This is a genomic window from Brevibacterium sp. UCMA 11752 (assembly GCF_021532235.1).
Taxonomy (GTDB): Bacteria; Actinomycetota; Actinomycetes; order Actinomycetales; family Brevibacteriaceae; genus Brevibacterium; species Brevibacterium antiquum.
The window spans coordinates 2,469,386-2,487,755 of sequence record NZ_JACBOS010000003.1 but is presented as its reverse complement, the minus strand read 5'-3'; the positions used below and the strand labels follow the sequence as shown (position 1 = coordinate 2,487,755).

The window sequence follows — 18,370 nt, the reverse complement described above, 5'->3', positions numbered from 1 at the left end:
CTTCATGCTAACCATTCACAGCGCGCGAGGCGAGGGGCCAGGCGCAATCGTTCGGACTATTCTTCGCCCGTCGACCCAGCGGGTCAGTTCGTCGGCGACTCGTCTGCCCGCGTCACAGGTGACTTGCCCGAGGTCGACACGGGAGCTTGTTCATCAAGTGAATCAGGCGTCTCGCCTTCTACCGCCGTCCCGGGGACATCGTCCCCAGAGTCCTCCTCTGCCGTCCCGAGAGGCGACACCGGTGGCTCCTGCGTCGACGAATTCGCCGTCCCCGGGTCGGATGCGATCAGGATGTTCACCCATTTCGCCTTCGGGTCCGCGTCGACGAGCAGCGCCTTCAGCAGCAGTGTCGCAGGCAACGCGAGCAGTGCGCCGAGCCATCCAAGCACCCACACCCAGAACAGCAGCGACAGGAAGGACACCAGCGGTGTGACTCCGACCGACTCTCCTGTGAATTTCGGTTGGATGATCGATTGGATGACGAAGTTGAGCACGCTGTAGGCGATGACGACCCACAGGCCCGCCTGCCACCCGCCATCGACGAGCGCGAGCAGCGCGGGAGGAATGAGACCGATGACGAAACCGATGTTCGGAATGTAGTTCGTCAGGAATGCCAGCACACCCCAGACCCAGATCAGCGGCACATCGATGATCGCCAAGGCGATGACGTCGAGGAGAGCGACGATGAGGCCGAAGACCGTCGCCACGATCCAATAGCGTCGGACACCGCTGGCGAAGCCGCCCAGCGAAGCCGACAGCGAAGGTTTGACGTCCAGCAGCATCCGCATGCGCCGGTCGATGCCCATGGAGTCCATGGCCACGAAGAACACTGCCATGACCACAGTGGTGAGCAGACCCGCAACAAGCGAGACATTGGTCAGCAGCGGATAGACGGCATCGATGAGGGATCTGACGTTGAACTGCTTGAACTGCTCTTCGAGCACCGTGGACGTCACACCGATGTCGGACAGGAATGCCAAGGTGCTCTGATAGGTCGCCACGAGCCGTTCGCCGTAGCTGGGGATGAGGAGCACGAGTTCGGCGACGGACCATGCCGTCAGCCCGAAGAAGCCGAAGATCATCACAAGTACGAGGATCACCGAGACGCAGGCGCCGATTGCCCGTGGGATCTTCAGCCTGGTCAGATACTTCTGCAGAGGATAGACGACAATGTAGAAGTTCAGCGCCAGAAACACTGGAGCGACGATGTCCTGAAGTCCCTTGAAGAACATCAGAGCATACGCGAGACCGGCAAGAGTCAGCGCGACTACCAGCACCCTGGCAGGCTGACTCGTATGCCAAGGACGATGCTCCCGAGTCAGCCCCTGCGGCTGCTCGCGGACCTGACCGTCATCGCTCACTCAGCGCCCTTTCCGCTTCTCCCTGATCCGCATCGACACCTCGATGGGGGTTCCCTTGAACCCGAACGTCTCACGCAGACGCCTGATGATGAAACGACGATACCCCGGATCGAGGAAGCCGGAGGTGAAGAGCACGAATTTCGGCGGGCGAGACTGTGCCTGGGTTCCGAACAGGATCCTCGGCTGCTTGCCTCCGCGCACCGGGTGGGGGTTCGCTGCGACCAGTTCCCCGAGGAATGCGTTGAGTCGTCCGGTCGGGATGCGCGTGTCCCACCCCTCCAGAGCCGCTTCCATCGCTGGGACCAGCTTGTCGGCGTGGCGTCCCGTCTTCGCTGAGATGTTCACTCGCGGTGCCCAGGCCACATGTGCCAGATCCCGTTCGATCTCACGTTCGAGGTAGTAGCGACGTTCGTCGTCGAGCAGATCCCACTTGTTGAACGCCAGCACCACGGCACGACCGGCCTCGGCGGCCGTCGTGACGATGCGGACGTCCTGCTCACTCAGCGGTTCCTGGACCTCGAGGAGGACCAGGGCCAGCTCAGCGCGTTCCAGAGCGGTCTGGGTGCGCAGCGCCGCATAGAAGTCAGCACCGCTGGCCTGATGTGCTCGACGGCGGATGCCGGCGGTGTCAACGAACCGCCACTGCTTGTCACCGAGCTCGATGAGTTCGTCGACCGGGTCACGGGTGGTGCCGGCGACATTGTCCACGAGCACACGGTCGGAGCCGATGAGCTGATTGAGCAGGGAGGACTTTCCGACATTCGGTCGACCCACCAGAGCAATCCGGCGCGGTCCGCCCTCTTCGATGCGGGTTTCGACGGCGGAGACCTCGGGCAGGATGGTCAGCACTTCGTCGAGGAGGTCAGCGACCCCGCGACCGTGGAGTCCGGACACCGTCCATGGCTGTCCCAGGCCCAGGCCCCAGAGCTCGGCGGCCATGAGCTCGCCGCGTTCGTCATCGACCTTGTTCGCTGCCAGGATGACGGGCTTCTTCTTCCTCCGCAGCATCTTCACGACCAGTTCATCGGTCGCGGTCGGGCCGGTCGTCGCATCCACGACGAGGACCACGGCATCGGCCATGTCGACTGCGACCTCGGACTGGATCGCGATGCGAGAGGCCATGCCCTTGGAATCGGAGTCCCAGCCGCCGGTGTCGACGAGGGTGAATTCCTTCGTGTTCCATTCCGCCCGGTAGCTCACCCGGTCACGGGTGACTCCGGGGACGTCTTCGACCACGGCTTCGCGGCGGCCGAGGATCCTGTTGACCAGGGTCGATTTGCCCACATTGGGGCGACCGACGACGGCCAGGACGGGATCAGCCCCGCGGGACTCCTCGTCTTCGAACTCGAAGCCGTAGGCGTCGAGCAGTGCCCGGTCTTCGTCTTCGAGGTCGTAGCTGGAGAGACCGGCCTCGAGAGCAGTCGCCCTCTTCTCGGCCTCCTCGTCGCTGATGCTCTCGAGACGCTCGGCGAGATGCTCGTCCGGGTTCTCGTGGAATTCTGATTCAGTCATTGTGAGTCCTTCACCAGTTTCAGCACCGTCTCGACCACCTGGTCGAAATCGATGTCACTGGTATCGAGTGTGTAGACGCCTTCGGAGGCCTCTAGGAAGCTTGTTGTCGCTGAGTCCTTGGCGTCACGGCCTGTGACCTGGGATTGGGTGGCGGCGACAGCCTCGGCGTCGGCATTTCCGTGGAGCTCCTTGGCCCGGCGGGCCACGCGCACCTCGTCACGAGCGGTCATGAGGATACGGACCGGGGCGTCCGGAGCCACGACGGTCGTGATGTCACGCCCCTCAACGACGATTCCCTCGGGTGCTGCGGCGATGATGGTCCGCTGCATGTCGATGAGCTCTTCGCGGGCATCGACGACGGAAGACACGGTCTGCACGTTCTCCGACACCTCGGGTTCGCGGATCTCCTCGCTGACATCGAGTCCGTCGACGGAGACGAAGAACTCATCCGGATCGGTCGAAATCTCCAGATCGACCCCGCGCACCTGTTCGAGGACGTCGACCGGGTCGCTCACACCCCGGTTGAGGCACAGCCAGGCCATCGCACGGTACATGGCACCCGTGTCGAGGTAGCTGTAACCCAATCGGCGGGCCGTTTCCTTCGCGGTGCTCGACTTGCCGACCCCGCTTGGTCCGTCAATGGCGACGACGCTCATGCAATTCCCTCTTTCTCGATGGCGGATTCAGGAATCTGCCATCCCTTCGACAACAAACCGATTTCAAGTTCCTGCTGGGTGGCCGGTACCACCGAGACATCGACGATTCCGAGCTTCTGGTCCGGTGCGTGGTCCATCCGGAAGTCCTCGACGTTGATGTTCAGGTCACCGATGTCCTTGAACAGTGTGGCCAGGGTTCCCGGGGTGTCGGGAATCAGGATCGTGACTACAGCATATTTGGTCGGAGCCTGTCCGTGCTTGCCCGGGATCCGATCGTGACCTTCGTTGCCCAAGGCTATGGCCTTGGCCAGCGCACCGGTCGCGCCCGGGCCCATCTCCAAGGCGGTGATGACCTCGTCGAGTTCCGTCCGCAGATCCAACAGCACGGAGCGGACCTCCTCAGAGTTTCCGGCCAGGATCTGCGTCCACAGGCGCGGGTCGGAGGCGGCGATCCGCGTCACGTCTCGCAGTCCCTGACCTGCCAGTGCGACTTCCTCCAGCGGCGCATGCCGGAGCTGGGAGGCGACGAGAGAGGCGACGACCTGCGGCACGTGGGAGACCTTCGCGACCGCGGCATCGTGGATGCGCGGATCGAGGTGGATGACCGAGGCGCCGGTGGCCTCCGCCATGGCCACGACCTCGCCGAGGCGGTTGTGCGGTGTGTTCTCGTCCGAGCAGATCACCCATGGTCGAGCTGTGAACAGGTCCGACCGGGCAGCGATCGCTCCCGACTTCTCCCGGCCCGCCATCGGGTGGCACCCGATGTAGCGGTCGAGTTCGCTTGGTTCGACGAGTTCACGCACCGATTCGAGCAGGCTGGTCTTGACGCTTGCGACGTCCGTGACCGTCGCGTTCGGGTACGTTTCCAGAGCCGTTGCGATGGTCTGGGCCGCAACATCGGGTGGGGTGGCGATGACGACGATCTGCGGATCCCCGCCATTGCCGTCATCGGCCCCATTGCTGCCATTGCCGCCATCGGCGCAGATCGTCCCTGCACCCAGATCGGCGGCCAGCTGCTGAGCAGTCGGTGAGGTGTCCTCGAGGCTGACCTGGTACTTCTGTGCGCTCAGCGCCAGTCCGAGGCTTGCACCCAGCAGACCCGTGCCGATGATGTGGATTCTCACAACCCGACGGCCTCGAAGAGCTCGCCGATCTCGTCTGAGCGCAGTGGGCGGATCTTGCCCTGCTTCTGTTCGTCCAAGGTGATCGGACCGAACTTGATCCGCACCAGACGCTCGACCGGGTTGCCGACCTCCTTGAGCAGTCGCCGCACGATCCGGTTGCGACCCGAATGCAGAGTCAGTTCGACCACCGACTTGCCAGGCGTCGAGTCCACGAGTTTGAACCCATCGACCTTGACGAAGCCGTCGTCGAGGTCGATGCCGGCTTTGAGGCGGGAGCTGACGTCCTTGGCCAGCTGTCCCTTGACCTGAGCAAGGTAGGTCTTGGGAATCTCGTAGCGCGGGTGAGCCAGTCGGTTGCTCAGCTCTCCGTCATTGGTCAGAAGGATGAGCCCTTCTGTCTCCGTGTCGAGTCGACCGACGTGGAAGAGTCGTTCGACGTGGTTGTTGACGTAGTCGGCCAAGCAGGGACGACCGTCGGGATCGCTCATCGTCGACACGACACCTGCGGGCTTATTCAGCACCAGGTAGACCTTCGCGGTCTGTGTCGAAATTCTCATTGTGTCCACGTACACGGACTGGGTCTCGGGGTCGATTCGGGTGCCCAGCTCGGTCACCATGGCACCATCGACTTCGACCCGACCGTCGAGGATCAGCTGCTCACATGCACGACGTGAGCCCAGGCCCGCCTCGGCGAGGATCTTCTGGAGTCTCACACCCCCGCTGACATGGGCATCCGACTTCTGGCCCGTGCCTGACTGCGAACGCTGGGACCCCCTCGAAGAGGTGCTGGATCGCTGTTTTCGGGTCGGACGATTGTTGCGCCCGCCTGGCGCTCGGGGATCACGGTATGGACTCATAATCTCCATTCTCTCAAATCAATCGTCAACTCGTGACATCTCCTCGTCGAGATCGGCCATTTCGTCGTCTGCGGAGGCCAGAACCTCGGAGTTGTCGGCACCCAATTCGGCGACGTCGGCGTCCTCGGGAAGGTAGGGAGCGATCTCCGGCAGGTCGTCGATGCTGTTCATCCCCAACGCGTCGAGGAACTGGTGCGTGGTGGTGTAGAGCAGCGCCGAGGTGGTCGCTTCCTTCCCGGCTTCGACGATGAGTCCGCGCAGGAGCAGAGTGCGAATGACACCGTCGACGCTGACGCCGCGGATGGCGGCGATGCGCGGGCGCGATATCGGCTGCCGGTAGGCGATGACGGCGAGTGTCTCGAGGGCGGCCTGGGACAGTTTCGCGCTCTGGCCAGACGTGAGGAAGTCCTTGACGATCTCGTGATAGTCCCCGCGGGAGAAGATCCTGAAGCCTCCGGCGACCAGGCGGATCTCGAATCCGCGCTGCCGGCCGCCGTTTCCGCCGTCGTAGTCGGCCTTGAGCTCGGCAATGGCATCCGTGATCGTGTCCTCGTCGAGTCCGAGGGCAGTGGCCAGCTCATTCGCCGACACTGCGGAGTCGCTGATCATGAGGACCGCTTCGATCCCGGCCAGAATTTCGTCATCGATCATGCAGATCCCTCTTCGTCATCGTGGGCACTATCCCCATCGCCGTCCCACTCCCCCTCGGTGCGCAGGTCCACCCCGTCGTCGGTGGACTCGGTGCGGGAGATGAACAGCGGTCCGAGCGGCTCCTCCTGAGTGAAGTCGCAGAGGCCGACCTTGAACAGTTCCAGCAATGCCAGAAATCGGGCCACGACGACCAGCGTGTTATCGGCCGTGTCGAGGAGCCTTTGGAAATCGAGATCTCCGGCGCGCAGCAGGCTGAGGATGTGGCCGCGCTGCTCGGAGACGCTGACCAGCGGCAGGTGGATATGGTCGACGGCGACGCTCGGCGGCGTGTGATCGCGCTGGAGCACAGTCGCATAGAGTCCAGCCAGCTCACCTGGACCGATATGGATCTCCAGCGGCGGCAGCACGTCCTGGAACTCGGGTTCTAGTCCAACGCTGCGCGGCGCCCTGATCGATCCCGCGGCCATGGCATCGGCGAAGAATCTGCTCACGGACTTATAGGCCCGGTACTGCAGCAGGCGGGCGAAGAGAAGGTCGCGGGCTTCGAGCAGTTCGAGGTCGAGTTCCTCTTCGCCGTCTTCGTTCGGCAGCAGACGTGCCGTCTTGAGGTCGAGGAGAGTCGCAGCCACCAGCAGGAACTGGGAGATCTCGGCGAGGCTGGAACCGGCTTTGGCACCTGCCCGTTGACTCAGACCGGTCGTGTAGGCGATGAACTCATCGGTCACCTCGGCGAGGGCGATCTCTGTGACGTCGAGACGACGTTTGGAGATCAGGCCCAGGAGCAGGTCGAAGGGACCGGAGAAGTTCTCCAGCTCAACCTGGAACCCTTCACTGACGGTCTCGCTCAGGGTGCGCCTCCGCGGGCGATGAGCTCCCTGGCGAGTCGACGGTAGGCCTCGGAGCCCGCGTGCTTGGGGGCGAAGCTCGTGATCGGTTCGGCAGCGACCGAGGCGTCCGGGAACTTCACAGTGCGATTGATGACCGTATCGAAGACCTTGTCATCGAAGGCCTCGGTCACGCGCGACATGACCTCCTTCGAGTGGAGGGTGCGCGAGTCGAACATCGTGGCCAGGATCCCGTCGACGACGAGGGAGGGATTGAGGCGGTCCTGGATCTTCTCGATGGTCTCCACCAGCAGTGCGACGCCGCGAAGGGCGAAGAACTCGGTTTCGAGCGGAATGATGACACCGTGCGCGGCGGTCAGAGCGTTGACGGTCAGCAGGCCAAGGGAGGGCTGGCAGTCGATGAGGATGACATCGTATTCGTCGGTGACCTTCGACAGCACTCGTGAGAGGATCTGCTCACGGGCGACCTCGCCCACGAGCTGGACTTCGGCGGCGGAGAGATCGATGTTGGCCGGGAGGATGTCGATGTTCTCGAAGTCGGTGCTGACGATGACCTCGTGCGGATCCATACGCGAATTCATCAGCAGGTTGTAGATGCTGATTTCCAGGTCGTAGGGATTGACGCCCAGACCCACGGACAGTGCGCCCTGCGGGTCGAAGTCGACGAGGAGCATCTTGCGTCCGTAGGCGGCCAGAGAGGCGCCGAGGTTGATCGACGAGGTCGTCTTGCCGACGCCGCCCTTCTGGTTGACCATCGCGATGATGCGGGCAGGCCCGTGACTGTCCAGCGGTGCTGGCTCGTCGAAGTCCTGCTGCTCAGGGTCAGTGGATTTCGACTTGGGAATATCCAGCGCCTGTTGCGTATTCATCACTCGGATGGCCACCTTTCGTTGCTCTTGGCTCCAACCCTACCGCGCCCGGGGGTGCGAGGTCGCGTACACTTCCCGCAATGTTTCCTCTGACACCTTGGTGTAGATCTGCGTGGTCGTGACTGACGCGTGTCCCAGCAGTTCCTGGACGACGCGAATATCGGCACCGCCCTCCAGCAGGTGTGTCGCGAACGAGTGCCGGAACGTATGCGGTGAGACTTCAGCTTCCAGCCCTGCGAGTTCGCCGGCATCCTTGACGATCTGCCACGCGGTCTGACGCGACAGGCGGGTTCCCCGCGCGTTGAGGAACAGGGCCCCGGCCGGTGCTGATGATCTGGCCTTCGCTGCCATGCTCGGCCTGGTCCGTGACACCCAGGCGCCAAGTGCTGTGGAGGCGTGGGAGCCGAAGGGCACGATCCGCTCCTTCCCGCCTTTGCCGTAGAGGCGTACGAGGCTGGTCTCGAGATCGACGTCGTCGAGGTCGACGCCGACAGCTTCGGAGATCCGTGCCCCCGTTGCGTAGAGCAGCTCCAGAAGTGCGGCCGCTCTGATCTGTGCGGGCTCCTCGCCGCCTGTTGTCGCCAGCATCGCTTCGACATCGTCCAGAGACAGTGCCTTGGGCAGCCGCAGGCCCTCCTGTGGTGGGCTGACCTCGGATGCGGGATCCGTAGCCGCCAGCCCCTCGCCGAGGGCGAATCCGTGGAACCGGCGCACCGCGACGAGAGCTCGTGCACGGGTCCGTGGGGCCAGGCTCTCATCGAGGAGGTGGAGGGCGAAGGCCTCGACATGGGTGCGTGCGACCTCGCCGAGGTGGCCGATCCCCTGCCCATTCAGCCAGGTGCCGTACCTGGCCAGGTCACGGGCGTAGGCATCGATGGAGTTCCGCGAGAGCCCACGCTCGAACCGCAGTGAGTTCAGGTACGTCTCAAAAGCGCGGGACAGCGACTGCGGCAGCTCCGGGAGCAGTTCGGCACCGTGCCGGGCCATGGCTCAGACCTCAGGCTCGCGGTCGGTCTGAGCCGCCGGCAGTGCCCTGGTCAGCAGCATCGTCACGGCCATCAATGAGACGGCGGGGCGCATCGACGCTGCGGGTTCTGATCGGCTTCCCGGCGGCTTCGGCACGCAGGATGCGATCCACCTGTAGGATCGCCAGCTGCGCGATCGAGTTCGTGATCTCCCCCGCGCTGACTGCGTCGAGAGCCTCGTCGAGGCTGGCCCAGCGGAATCTGAAGCCCGCTTCCTCTTCGCTGCGTGCGTGCCGGTCCTCGTCTGCGATGAGCTCGAGGTCCCGGGCCAGGTAGAGGCGGATCGATTCGCTGCTGCCGCCTGGTGTCAGGCAGGAGTCGGTGAGGACTTCCCAGCGCCCGGCTCGCAGATCGGCTTCTTCTGCCAGTTCTCGCTTCGCAGCGTCGAAGGGATCTTCGCCGGGGATATCGAGGAGACCGGCGGGGACTTCCCAGAGCCTGGCCCGGACGGGATGGCGGTACTGCTGGATGAGCAGGATCCGCTCCTGCTCATCCACGCACGCGATGGCCACAGCACCCGTGTGAGCCATCATGTCGCGCACCAGCCCAGATGCTTCGGGCAGGTCGAAGGTCTCTCGCCGGATGTTCCACACCGCTCCGTGGTAGACCACGTCGGATGCGGTGATGGTCGGCGTATAGGCCTCGTCGCGCAGATCGCTCAATTGGGGCCCTGCCTACTTCTTGGCCTTCAGTGCCGCTGCCACGAGTCCTGCGAACAGCGGATGGGGCTTGGTCGGGCGTGACTTGAGCTCGGGGTGAGCCTGCGTCGCCACGTAGTAGGGGTGCTCGGATTCCGGCAGCTCGACGAATTCCACGAGTTCACCGCTGGGCGAGGTGCCCGAGAAGCGGAGACCTGCCGTGGCCAGCTGATCACGGTAGGTGTTGTTGACCTCGTAGCGGTGACGGTGACGTTCGGTGATGAGCGTCGATTCGTAGACTCCGGCGACGACACTGCCTTCGTCGAGCTTCGCCTCGTAGGTGCCCAAGCGCATGGTTCCGCCCAGGTCGCCTTCGCCTTCGACGATGGAGAGCTGTTCGGCCATCGTGGCGATGACGGGGACCTGCGTATCGGGGTCGAATTCGGAGGAGGATGCCTCGTCGATGCCGGCGACGTTCCGGGCATATTCGATGACCATGCACTGCAGGCCCAGGCACAGACCCAGGGTCGGAATGCCGTTTGTCCGGGCGTATTCGAGTGCGCCGAGCTTGCCGTCGATGCCGCGGATGCCGAAGCCGCCGGGCACGCAGATCGCGTCCAGGCCGGACAGACGCTCACGAGCGCCTTCCTCGGTGTCGCAGTCATCGGAGGCGATCCATTCGACCTTGACCTTGGCGTTGTTGGCGAATCCACCGGCGCGCAATGCCTCGGTGACCGAGAGATAGGCGTCAGGGAGGTCGATGTACTTGCCCACGATGCCGATGCGCACGACGTGCTCGGGGTTGTGGACGCGCTCGAGAACCCAGTCCCACTTCGTCCAGTCGACATCACGGAAGGGAAGGTTGAGGCGACGGATCACATAGACGTCGAGGCCACCGTCGTGGAGGACCTTCGGAATGTCGTAGATGCTCGGTGCGTCCACGCAGGACACGACCGCGTCGGACTCCACGTCGCAGGAGGAGGCGATCTTCGTGCGGATCGAATCTGGAAGCTCCCGGTCGGAGCGCAGCACGATCGCGTCGGGCTGGATGCCGATCGAGCGCAGTGCTGCCACAGAGTGCTGAGTCGGCTTCGTCTTCAGCTCACCGGAGGGCCCGAGATACGGAACCAGGGACACGTGGATGAAGAACACGTTGTCGCGGCCGATGTCGTGTCGGACCTGACGTGCGGCCTCGAGGAACGGCTGGGATTCGATGTCACCGACGGTTCCGCCGATCTCGGTGATGATGACATCGGGACGTTCGTCGATGGGACGTTCGGCCTGGGCTCGCATCCGCGACTTGATCTCGTCGGTGATGTGCGGGATGACCTGAACGGTGTCGCCGAGGTAGGCCCCGCGACGCTCCTTGGCGATGACCGAGGAGTAGACCTGTCCGGTCGTCACGTTGGCTGCGCCGTCGAGATCAACGTCGAGGAAACGTTCGTAATGGCCGATGTCGAGGTCGGTCTCAGCACCGTCTTCGGTGACGAAGACCTCGCCGTGCTGGAAGGGATTCATTGTTCCGGGATCCACATTGAGGTAGGGATCCAGCTTCTGCATTGCTACCGAGAGTCCGCGCTGAGTGAGCAGGTGGCCGAGGCTCGAAGCCGTCAGTCCCTTGCCCAACGAAGAGGCAACGCCTCCCGTGACGAAGATGTGCTTTGCCGTATTTGTGCCGCCTGGGCCAGTTCGATTCACCACGGGATTTGATCCTATCAAAGTTGGGCTCACGAATCCGACGATTCGGCGACTTCGGCGTAGAGGTCCAGCAGCGTCGCAGAGATCGCTGCCCCGTTGTTCACGTCAATCACGCGCTTCTTCGCGGCCACAGCCTGCGATCCACGTCCGGCTGGGTCGTCGAGAAGATGATTGATCTCACTCAGAAGCGCGTCGGTGTCGTCGGCTGCGACGGCCTTGGCCGCAGCACCCCAGATGCCAGCGCGTCTCTGGTTGCCGATGAAGACCGCCGGCTTCGACAGCTGCATGAGGTCTTCATGGCTGAGTCCGGTCATGGTCTCGCTGGCGATGACGACGTCCGCGGCAGCTGCGACGTCGACGAGGTCACCGGACGGGGCGACGATGACGCCGCGGTCGGCGAAGGCGGACTCAATCGTGGACCGGTCCTTGCCGGTGCCTGTGAGGACCGTGACGACGGAACGGCCGGGCCGCTTCGTGTTGATCTGGTCGGCCGCGTCGAGGATCGTGGCCAGAGCGGTGTGGTCGCGCAGGGCAATGGGGCTGGCGACCATCCACGTGCCCTCTTCGACGCCGAGTTCCTTACGCACCTGTGCACGCGGTGTTCTGACGGTGAGGTCGACGTCGATGTCCGGGTGGACGAGCTCGGCGCGTTCGACGATCGGGACCTTGCCCCCGAAGTAGTCGACGACCGGTTCGGTGGTGCCCAGGAGCGCGGTTGCGGTGCGGCCGACGATCTCCGCGCCGGTCTTCTCGATCACGCCGGCTGCGTCGAAGGACTCGATCGTCGCGACGACCTTCGGGTGCAGTCGGGCGGGGAGACCGGTGAAGGCGAGGCCGGCGAGAGTCGCAGCATGCAGGCCGTGGGCGTGGACGATGTCCACGTGCTGGTAGTACTTGTGCAGAGTGAATGCGGTATTGGGATCTGCCAAGGTGAAGCGTCGTCGGGCTGCCAGCTCGATCTCGCGGAAGTTGTCCGCCAGGTCCTCGGGGACTCCGAATGTGCCCAGCAACGAACGGTGGGCCGCGACTGCTACCTTGAAGCCGGCGCGCAGATGCCCGAGGACTGCGAGTTTCGCGACTTCGACGACGGGACCCGTGGTTTCGGCGAGTACATGCAGAATCCTCGTGTCTGCGCTGAGTGGGTGGACCTCGCCGGATTCGCTCATTTCCTCATCCTTTTCATTAGATCGACGCTGCTTCTACCCTACCTGGGAGGGCATGAGTTCCGTGTATATGCCCACCAGTTCTTTGGCCACTTCCCTCTCATCGGGAAGTTGGGCTCCGCGGGCCTTGGCCAGGGCGGCCAGCTGGGCTCTGCGAGCGGGATCCGAGGCCAATTCGCCGATGGCTGCGGCAAGGCCCATGTCGTCATCGTCATCGATGAGAATGCCCGCATCCCCGACGAGTTCCGTCGTGCCACCCGTGCTGGTGGCGATGATGGCTCGTCCGGAGAGCAGCGCCTCCTGCAGCACCAGTGCACGCGCCTCCCAAACACTGGTGAGCACATAGATATCGGCGGCCGCATTGAGTTCGGCGATATCGTCTCTGGGGCCGAGGAAATGCAGAGCAGGCACCGCCGAGGTGGCGGCGAGGTCCTCGTACTGCCCGTGCACCTCCTCGAGGACGGCGCGGTCGGCGGCTCCTGCGATGAGGAAGACGAGTTCTGGTCGTTGACGCCCGCCGAGGTGGCCCAGGGCCCGGACGAGCATCGGATAGTTCTTCTGCGGTGCGACACGCCCGACGGCGAGCACGATGAGCGCGTCTGGCCCGAATCCGAACTCCGCGGCCAGTGCCGCACGAGTGGCAACGGCCGCCTCGGCGGGGACCTCTTGGACTTCCGGGGCTGCGGCGGGCACGAACCTGGCATCGCGTGCGCCAAGCTCCCGCGCCCTGTCCACCAAGTCCGCGCTGGCTCCGATCGTCAGGTCAGCGCCCTTGGCCAGCAGAGTCTCGATACTGGTCTCGACCGTGGCTCTCAGCCCCTGACCACTGGCCCGGTTGTGCAGGCTGATGATGAGGCGGGGGCGATGCCGAAAGGACCGCGCGGCCAGCAGTGCGACGAAGCCTGCCCGGAAGCCGTGGGCGTGGACGATCTCGGCGGTGAAGGTGCCGATGAGCTTTCGCAGGCGGATGATCAGAGCACCGTCACGGGCACCGATTCCGGTTCCCATGTCGAGTGCGGCGAAGCGGACTCCGGGCAGAGAGGAGAAGCCGAAGTGCTCATCGGTGGACGCGGGACCGATGACCCCGAGCTCATGGCCGGAGGCTGCGAGGTCACGGGCCAGGGCACGCACATGGGTGCCCACTCCCCCGGTCGATGTGCCGAGCACGTAGACGATTCTCATCTCTCATCCTCATTCTCGCTCGGAGTGATCGGTCGCTGCGCCTGTACGGCAGGGTCGGTCTGTTCGGCGAGGTCGGGACCACCTCGGCGATTCGACAGCAGTCCGCGAACCTCGGTGAGATAGCTGCGGTCGATGGCGAGGATGCCGATGAAGATCACTACGCCGACAAGGGCGGAGACCACGCCGTTGATCACCGACCCCACGGCTGCGGTGCCGAGAGGGCCGACCAGCCACCCGGACACGAGGACACCGGCGACTGAGGCGACGGCCGCGGCCAGCAGGGAGTGCAGGCTGCGGCGCACAATGCCGCGCAGGCCAACCGCTCCCAGGACCCGGCGCATCGAGACGAGCAGGAACAAGCCGGCAACGCTCATACCGAGGACATAGCCGGCGCAGATTGCCACGAGGGTCAGGCCGGCGTCTCCGTCGGCGTTCGTGACCAGGATCGCGAGCACCATGCCGACGATGACGAAGACCCACCCGACCGTTGTGGCCACGGCCGCGTGACGGGAGCGTTCCATGGCGTAGAAGACTCGCGTCCCCCAGGCGACGAAGGACCAGCCGGGGACTGCGAGGGCCATGACCATGATCGCCTGGCTCATCGAGGAGAAGGGCGCAGACCCATGTCCGCTCGCAGCATCGATGGCAGTGAAGAACGTCTCCAGGGCGCCGGCAGCGGTCATCAGGATCACCGTGCCCAGCAGGCCGATGCTGACGATGACCGTCGTGGTCGTCGACGTCAGCTGGTGCAGGCGCAGGGTGGCTGCTTCTCGGTCCTCGGCGCTCGAATCGGGATCCTTCGTCCGCCCCACCCATCCGGACACGGAGGGGAACATGACCGTGACCAGTGGGATCGCGAGTACCCCATAGGGCAGGAGGTAGACCGCGTTGATATAGGCGAAAAGTACGTAGGTGCCCTCACCGCCGGAGTAGTTCGCCATTATCAGCGTCGACAGCACTGCCGCCTGCTGAGCGAGCAGCGCGGCCATTCCTGCTCCGGCCAATCGCAGTGCACGGTGGGCGACGCCGGGAGGGAAGGTCCAGGTGGGCGAGATTGTGAGACCGGTCGAACGCATCGGCAGGGCCAGCGGCAGTGCCAGGGCCGCGACGCCGATGGTGGTGCCCCAGCCGAGCCAGCCGATGTGGGACTGCCAGGTCCCGTCGGTGCCGCCGACGCTCTGGTAGGCGAAGTAGCATCCGATGACGACGAGACTTGAGAGCAGCGGCGCGAATGCCGGCCAGAGGAATTTCCGGTGGGCCTGGAGGACACCGGTGAGCACGGCGCCGATGCCGTAGAGGACGAGCTGAGGTGCGAACATGAACAGGAAGACTGCGGTGGCTCTGTGCTGCTCGCCCCCATCCTCGATCAGCAGGTTGGCGATCGGGTCGGCGAAGACCGCGAGGATGATGCTCAACGGCAAGGTGACTGAGACAGCCCAGGTCAGAAGTGCCGAGGCGATCCGTCCCGCCGTCTCCTTGTCCGAGCGGGCCAGGGGAATCGCCAGAAGTGGAATGACGGCTCCGGCCAGCGCGCCGCCGGCGACGACTTCGAAGAGGATGTTGGGAATCTGGTTCGCCGACTGATAGGCGGTGCCGACGGTGCCGACACCCACAGTCGGCGAGAAGACCAGCCACCTCAGGAACCCGATGAGGCGGGTGAAAAGGGTGATGACCGAGACGAGCAGCGCCGCAGAGGCGAAGACTCGAACCAGCTTACTCACACGGCCTCGCGGCCGAAGGCGTCGATCTCACGCAGTCCGGGGGTGGATTCGATGATGGAGGTGAACGAGACCTTCTCACTCAGCAGGGTGAGGCCGGCCAGTCCGGCCAGCACCAGACCACGTTGGGTGGCCGTCGAGTTCTCGGCGACGATCGTGCCCAGCGCGGCGCCGAGGGCGTTGGCGCCCGTGTCGCCGAGCATCACCGCACCGTCGAGGTCGTCTGGCCACGCCGCAGCACTGGCCCCGGCGATGGCTGCGCTGGGCGCCCAGGTCAGGCCGTGCTTGTGGGGCATGAAGGACAGCGTCAGCAGCCCTGCCTTGAGGGCGCGTCCAGGGCGGAGATCGAGCAGATTGAACAGGTTCGCCGTTCCGGCGATGACTCCCCCGGTGACGACGACGTCGACCGCGGACCCGAACCAGGTCTGGTCTGGCGTCGTTGAGTTCGAGGAGAACAGCCCGCGGCTGTCTCGCCCGGTCCGCAGAATCGTCGCAGCCGCGATCGAGGCCAGCGGGATTCCGATGACCTTGATCCCACCGGTCGTGATCTGACCATGAGCCAGGGCGCTGAGGTGACCGCGCAGTCCCTTCGAGTCACCGGATTCGAGGAAGTCATCAACAGCACCCAGACCTCCGGCGACGGTGGTCACCAGCAGGGTTGCTGCGCGCTGACGTGGAGCTTCGATGAGGAAGCTGCCTGCGAGCAGTCCCGCGGTGACCGCTGGACCTTCGACGAGCGAGACGTCATGGCCGGCATGGTTCGTGCGCACGACCTTGTCGTGAGTGCGAAGCTTCGAGGACAGGATCGCCTTGGTCGCCGTGTAGCCGAGGAGGCCGGCGACGGCGGAGCTGACGAGTGAGCGGATCATCTCAGTCCTTTCCCTTTCCCGGCATGATCTCTTCGGCATCATCGGAGAAGCCGTAGTGGCCGTGGGTTCCGGCTTCGCCTGCGGCAAGGGCGCGGACGGTGATGACGGCCCCGGCTCCCAGGCCGAGTCCGTCGACGGTGCTGGCCCGCGACTTCTCGGTCCGAAGGATGGACACGAGCCCGTTCTGGGCCGAGCCCGCGTCTCCGGCCACGACCACGGACTTCGAGTCAGAGGTCAGCGAATTGATGAAATCGGTGATGAGGGTGCGGTTCGCCTTGTCATTGGTCGCCTCGGGGCTGGGCTCGGTCTCATCGGCGAGCTTCGAATTCTCATCATCGATGACGACGAAGAGCGAGGTCGGCTTGTGGTCGGTGTCCGTGCGCAGGCGTCCCTCGTCGACGAAGGCGTCGAAGATTCCGGAGGACTTCTTCTCCGCAGCGTCCCGGTCCTTACCGCTTTCGAGCATCGTGGCCTTGCCGGTCAGAGCGATGACGAGGGCGGACCGAAGCGCCGTCGAATCGTCCTTCGGCAGGCTCGGCACCGAGTCTCTTAAGGTTGTGAGGAAGTCTTTGGAGTCCTTCAGCGACAGGGTGTTGTCCACGAAGGAGACGTCTCCGCCGATCTTTCCGCCGGCTTCCTTGATTCGGTTGGTGACCTCTTCGACCTGCTCGGGATCGGCGTTCGGTGCGCCGATGATGCTGACGTCTTCACCCTTGAGTGTGTCGCCGATGAGTTCGGGGGCGGCAGAGGTCACGAAGTCGTTCTGCTTGTCGATGTTGCCGTTGGCTGCATCGATCTTCGCGCGCAGATCGTCACGGTCTGCGCGCAGTGAGTCGACCTGGCTCTGCAGGGACTCACCGATCGGCTCCTTCAGCGGTCCAGCGCCCAGGACGATTCCCACCGCCAGGGCCAGGAAGACCGAGACGAGAGAGACAAGGTGGTAACGAAAATCAATCACTGGTCAGTCCTTGAATGATGCTGGAAGATTCTGAGGATGCAGCAGGGTCGCCGCCGAACAGGGAACCGATCCAACCGAAGACCCCGTCGAGTTGAGCTCCGACGAGCCCGATGAGCGTCTGGCCGGCAGCTGTTGCGAACAGTGCCACACCGAGTGCGACGAGGCCCGCGATGATCAGGATGCTCAGCTGCAGGTTGGAGATCCGCTGTCGGTACAGCAGCGATACGCCCTTGGCGTCGATGAGCTTCGAGCCCACGCGCAGGCGCGTGATGAATGTCGAAGCCATGCCCTTTCGGCCCTTGTCGAGGAATTCCATCACCGTGTCGTGTGTGCCCACGGCCACGATCAGGCTTGCGCCCTTGTCGTCGGCCAGCAGCATGGCGATGTCCTCACTGGTGCCCGAGGCGGCGAAGGCGACGCAGTCGACGCCCAGGGAATGGACGCGCTCGGTTCCGGGTGCGTTTCCGTCCCGGTAGGCGTGGACGACGATCTCGGCCCCGGAGGTCAGCGCAGTGTCGGACACGGAGTCCATATCGCCGACGATCATGTCGGGTTTGTACCCGGCTTCGATGATGGCATCAGCTCCACCGTCCACGCCCACGAGAAGCGGACGATACTCCCGAATGTAGGAGGCGAGGATCGCGAGGTCCTCTTTGTAGTGGTAGCCGCGGACGACGATGAGGGCGTGTCTGCCCTCGAAATTCGTGTCTACCTCGGGGACGACGAGTTCGGCCGAGAGCAGGTCCGAGTCCTTGCGGATGTATTCGATCGTGTTGTCGACGAAATCCACGAGCACGGAGTTCATTCCGGCCTCGGCTGCGTGCATGTCCTCCGCGATCGTCTCCGCGGTCTGGACGGTGCCGGTGGCGATCTCCTTCTCGTCGAGGAGCACTGTGTCATCGGAGATGCTGATCTGGGAGTTCTCTTCGACCAAGTCGAAGATCTCCGGGCCGGTGGCGTCGATGAGCGGGATTCCGGCGTCGACGATGATTCCCGGCCCCAGGTTGGGGTAGCGACCGGAGATCGACTTGTCCGCATTGATGACTGCGGCGGGTCTGCAGGCAACGAGCGCCTCGGCAGAGATCCGGTCGATGTCGGCGTGTTTGATGACCGCGATATCGCCTGCGCTCAAACGCTTGGTGAGGTCTTTCGTCCGCCGGTCGAGTCTGGCAGGAGCCGGGCCGGACCTGGTTGGGACTGTGGGCTTCTCCCGGGTTCTACGCACTCTCATGGTCCGCCCATTC

17 protein-coding genes are annotated in these 18,370 nt (G+C 64.2%); all 17 read right to left on the bottom strand.

The features are described 5' to 3' along the window. Positions 1–83: 83 nt before the first annotated feature. Entirely contained in the window at positions 84–1,361 is a 1,278-nt protein-coding gene (locus HU144_RS11060) for an AI-2E family transporter (protein ID WP_235351386.1), read from the bottom strand. Further along, entirely contained in the window at positions 1,362–2,873 is a 1,512-nt protein-coding gene (der, locus tag HU144_RS11055) for a ribosome biogenesis GTPase Der (protein WP_235345597.1), read from the bottom strand. Then, complete coding sequence (gene cmk / locus HU144_RS11050; RefSeq protein WP_235345598.1) at positions 2,870–3,529, bottom strand: (d)CMP kinase; 660 nt, start codon at positions 3,527–3,529, stop codon at positions 2,870–2,872. The genes der and cmk overlap by 4 nt, the downstream gene beginning before the upstream one ends. Next, positions 3,526–4,653 carry a prephenate dehydrogenase gene (locus HU144_RS11045; RefSeq protein ID WP_235351385.1) on the bottom strand — a complete coding sequence of 376 codons (1,128 nt, stop codon included), beginning with the start codon at positions 4,651–4,653 and terminating at the stop codon, positions 3,526–3,528. The genes cmk and HU144_RS11045 overlap by 4 nt, the downstream gene beginning before the upstream one ends. Continuing rightward, positions 4,650–5,510 (bottom strand): pseudouridine synthase, encoded by an 861-nt coding sequence (locus HU144_RS11040; protein ID WP_235351384.1) that lies wholly within the window; start codon positions 5,508–5,510, stop codon positions 4,650–4,652. Before HU144_RS11040 ends, HU144_RS11045 begins: the two co-directional genes overlap by 4 nt. Before the next feature lie 18 nt (positions 5,511–5,528). Beyond that, the gene (scpB, locus tag HU144_RS11035) at positions 5,529–6,161 is read right to left on the bottom strand and encodes an SMC-Scp complex subunit ScpB (RefSeq protein WP_235351383.1); all 633 of its coding nucleotides are present in this window, start codon (positions 6,159–6,161) and stop codon (positions 5,529–5,531) included. After that, positions 6,158–6,931, bottom strand: coding sequence for a segregation and condensation protein A (locus HU144_RS11030; RefSeq protein WP_328284318.1), 774 nt, complete (start codon positions 6,929–6,931; stop codon positions 6,158–6,160). The genes scpB and HU144_RS11030 overlap by 4 nt, the downstream gene beginning before the upstream one ends. 74 nt (positions 6,932–7,005) lie before the next feature. Then, entirely contained in the window at positions 7,006–7,875 is an 870-nt protein-coding gene (locus HU144_RS11025; protein ID WP_235345602.1) for a ParA family protein, read from the bottom strand. 39 nt (positions 7,876–7,914) lie between these two features. After that, positions 7,915–8,862, bottom strand: coding sequence for a site-specific tyrosine recombinase XerD (gene xerD / locus HU144_RS11020; protein WP_235351381.1), 948 nt, complete (start codon positions 8,860–8,862; stop codon positions 7,915–7,917). A 10-nt stretch (positions 8,863–8,872) separates the two neighbouring features. Further along, positions 8,873–9,562 (bottom strand): NUDIX domain-containing protein, encoded by a 690-nt coding sequence (locus tag HU144_RS11015; protein WP_235351380.1) that lies wholly within the window; start codon positions 9,560–9,562, stop codon positions 8,873–8,875. Positions 9,563–9,574: 12 nt separating this feature from the next. Continuing rightward, positions 9,575–11,257: a CTP synthase gene (locus tag HU144_RS11010; protein ID WP_268826220.1), complete on the bottom strand. Its 1,683-nt coding sequence runs from the start codon at positions 11,255–11,257 to the stop codon at positions 9,575–9,577. 8 nt (positions 11,258–11,265) lie between these two features. After that, positions 11,266–12,402 (bottom strand): group 1 glycosyl transferase, encoded by a 1,137-nt coding sequence (locus tag HU144_RS11005; RefSeq protein ID WP_235351379.1) that lies wholly within the window; start codon positions 12,400–12,402, stop codon positions 11,266–11,268. 33 nt (positions 12,403–12,435) lie between these two features. Next, entirely contained in the window at positions 12,436–13,581 is a 1,146-nt protein-coding gene (locus HU144_RS11000; RefSeq protein WP_235351378.1) for a glycosyltransferase family 4 protein, read from the bottom strand. Then, a complete protein-coding gene (murJ, locus tag HU144_RS10995) occupies positions 13,578–15,302 on the bottom strand; it encodes a murein biosynthesis integral membrane protein MurJ (protein WP_235351377.1) in 1,725 nt (574 codons plus the stop codon). The genes HU144_RS11000 and murJ overlap by 4 nt, the downstream gene beginning before the upstream one ends. After that, positions 15,299–16,168 (bottom strand): hypothetical protein, encoded by an 870-nt coding sequence (locus tag HU144_RS10990; RefSeq protein WP_235351376.1) that lies wholly within the window; start codon positions 16,166–16,168, stop codon positions 15,299–15,301. The genes murJ and HU144_RS10990 overlap by 4 nt, the downstream gene beginning before the upstream one ends. A 1-nt stretch (position 16,169) precedes the next feature. Next, positions 16,170–17,126 (bottom strand): copper transporter, encoded by a 957-nt coding sequence (locus tag HU144_RS10985; protein WP_235351375.1) that lies wholly within the window; start codon positions 17,124–17,126, stop codon positions 16,170–16,172. Then, a complete protein-coding gene (steA, locus tag HU144_RS10980; RefSeq protein ID WP_235351374.1) occupies positions 17,119–18,357 on the bottom strand; it encodes a putative cytokinetic ring protein SteA in 1,239 nt (412 codons plus the stop codon). The genes HU144_RS10985 and steA overlap by 8 nt, the downstream gene beginning before the upstream one ends. Between the last annotated feature and the right edge of the window lie 13 nt (positions 18,358–18,370).

Coding starts and splice junctions, on each gene's coding strand:
- HU144_RS11025 (WP_235345602.1), bottom strand. CDS start 7,875: ATGAATACGCAACAGGCGCTGGATATTCCCAAGTCGAAATCCACTGAC.
- HU144_RS11040 (WP_235351384.1), bottom strand. CDS start 5,510: ATGAGTCCATACCGTGATCCCCGAGCGCCAGGCGGGCGCAACAATCGT.
- scpB (WP_235351383.1), bottom strand. CDS start 6,161: ATGATCGATGACGAAATTCTGGCCGGGATCGAAGCGGTCCTCATGATC.
- der (WP_235345597.1), bottom strand. CDS start 2,873: ATGACTGAATCAGAATTCCACGAGAACCCGGACGAGCATCTCGCCGAG.
- xerD (WP_235351381.1), bottom strand. CDS start 8,862: ATGGCCCGGCACGGTGCCGAACTGCTCCCGGAGCTGCCGCAGTCGCTG.
- cmk (WP_235345598.1), bottom strand. CDS start 3,529: ATGAGCGTCGTCGCCATTGACGGACCAAGCGGGGTCGGCAAGTCGAGC.
- HU144_RS11000 (WP_235351378.1), bottom strand. CDS start 13,581: ATGAGAATCGTCTACGTGCTCGGCACATCGACCGGGGGAGTGGGCACC.
- steA (WP_235351374.1), bottom strand. CDS start 18,357: ATGAGAGTGCGTAGAACCCGGGAGAAGCCCACAGTCCCAACCAGGTCC.
- HU144_RS10990 (WP_235351376.1), bottom strand. CDS start 16,168: ATGATCCGCTCACTCGTCAGCTCCGCCGTCGCCGGCCTCCTCGGCTAC.
- HU144_RS11005 (WP_235351379.1), bottom strand. CDS start 12,402: ATGAGCGAATCCGGCGAGGTCCACCCACTCAGCGCAGACACGAGGATT.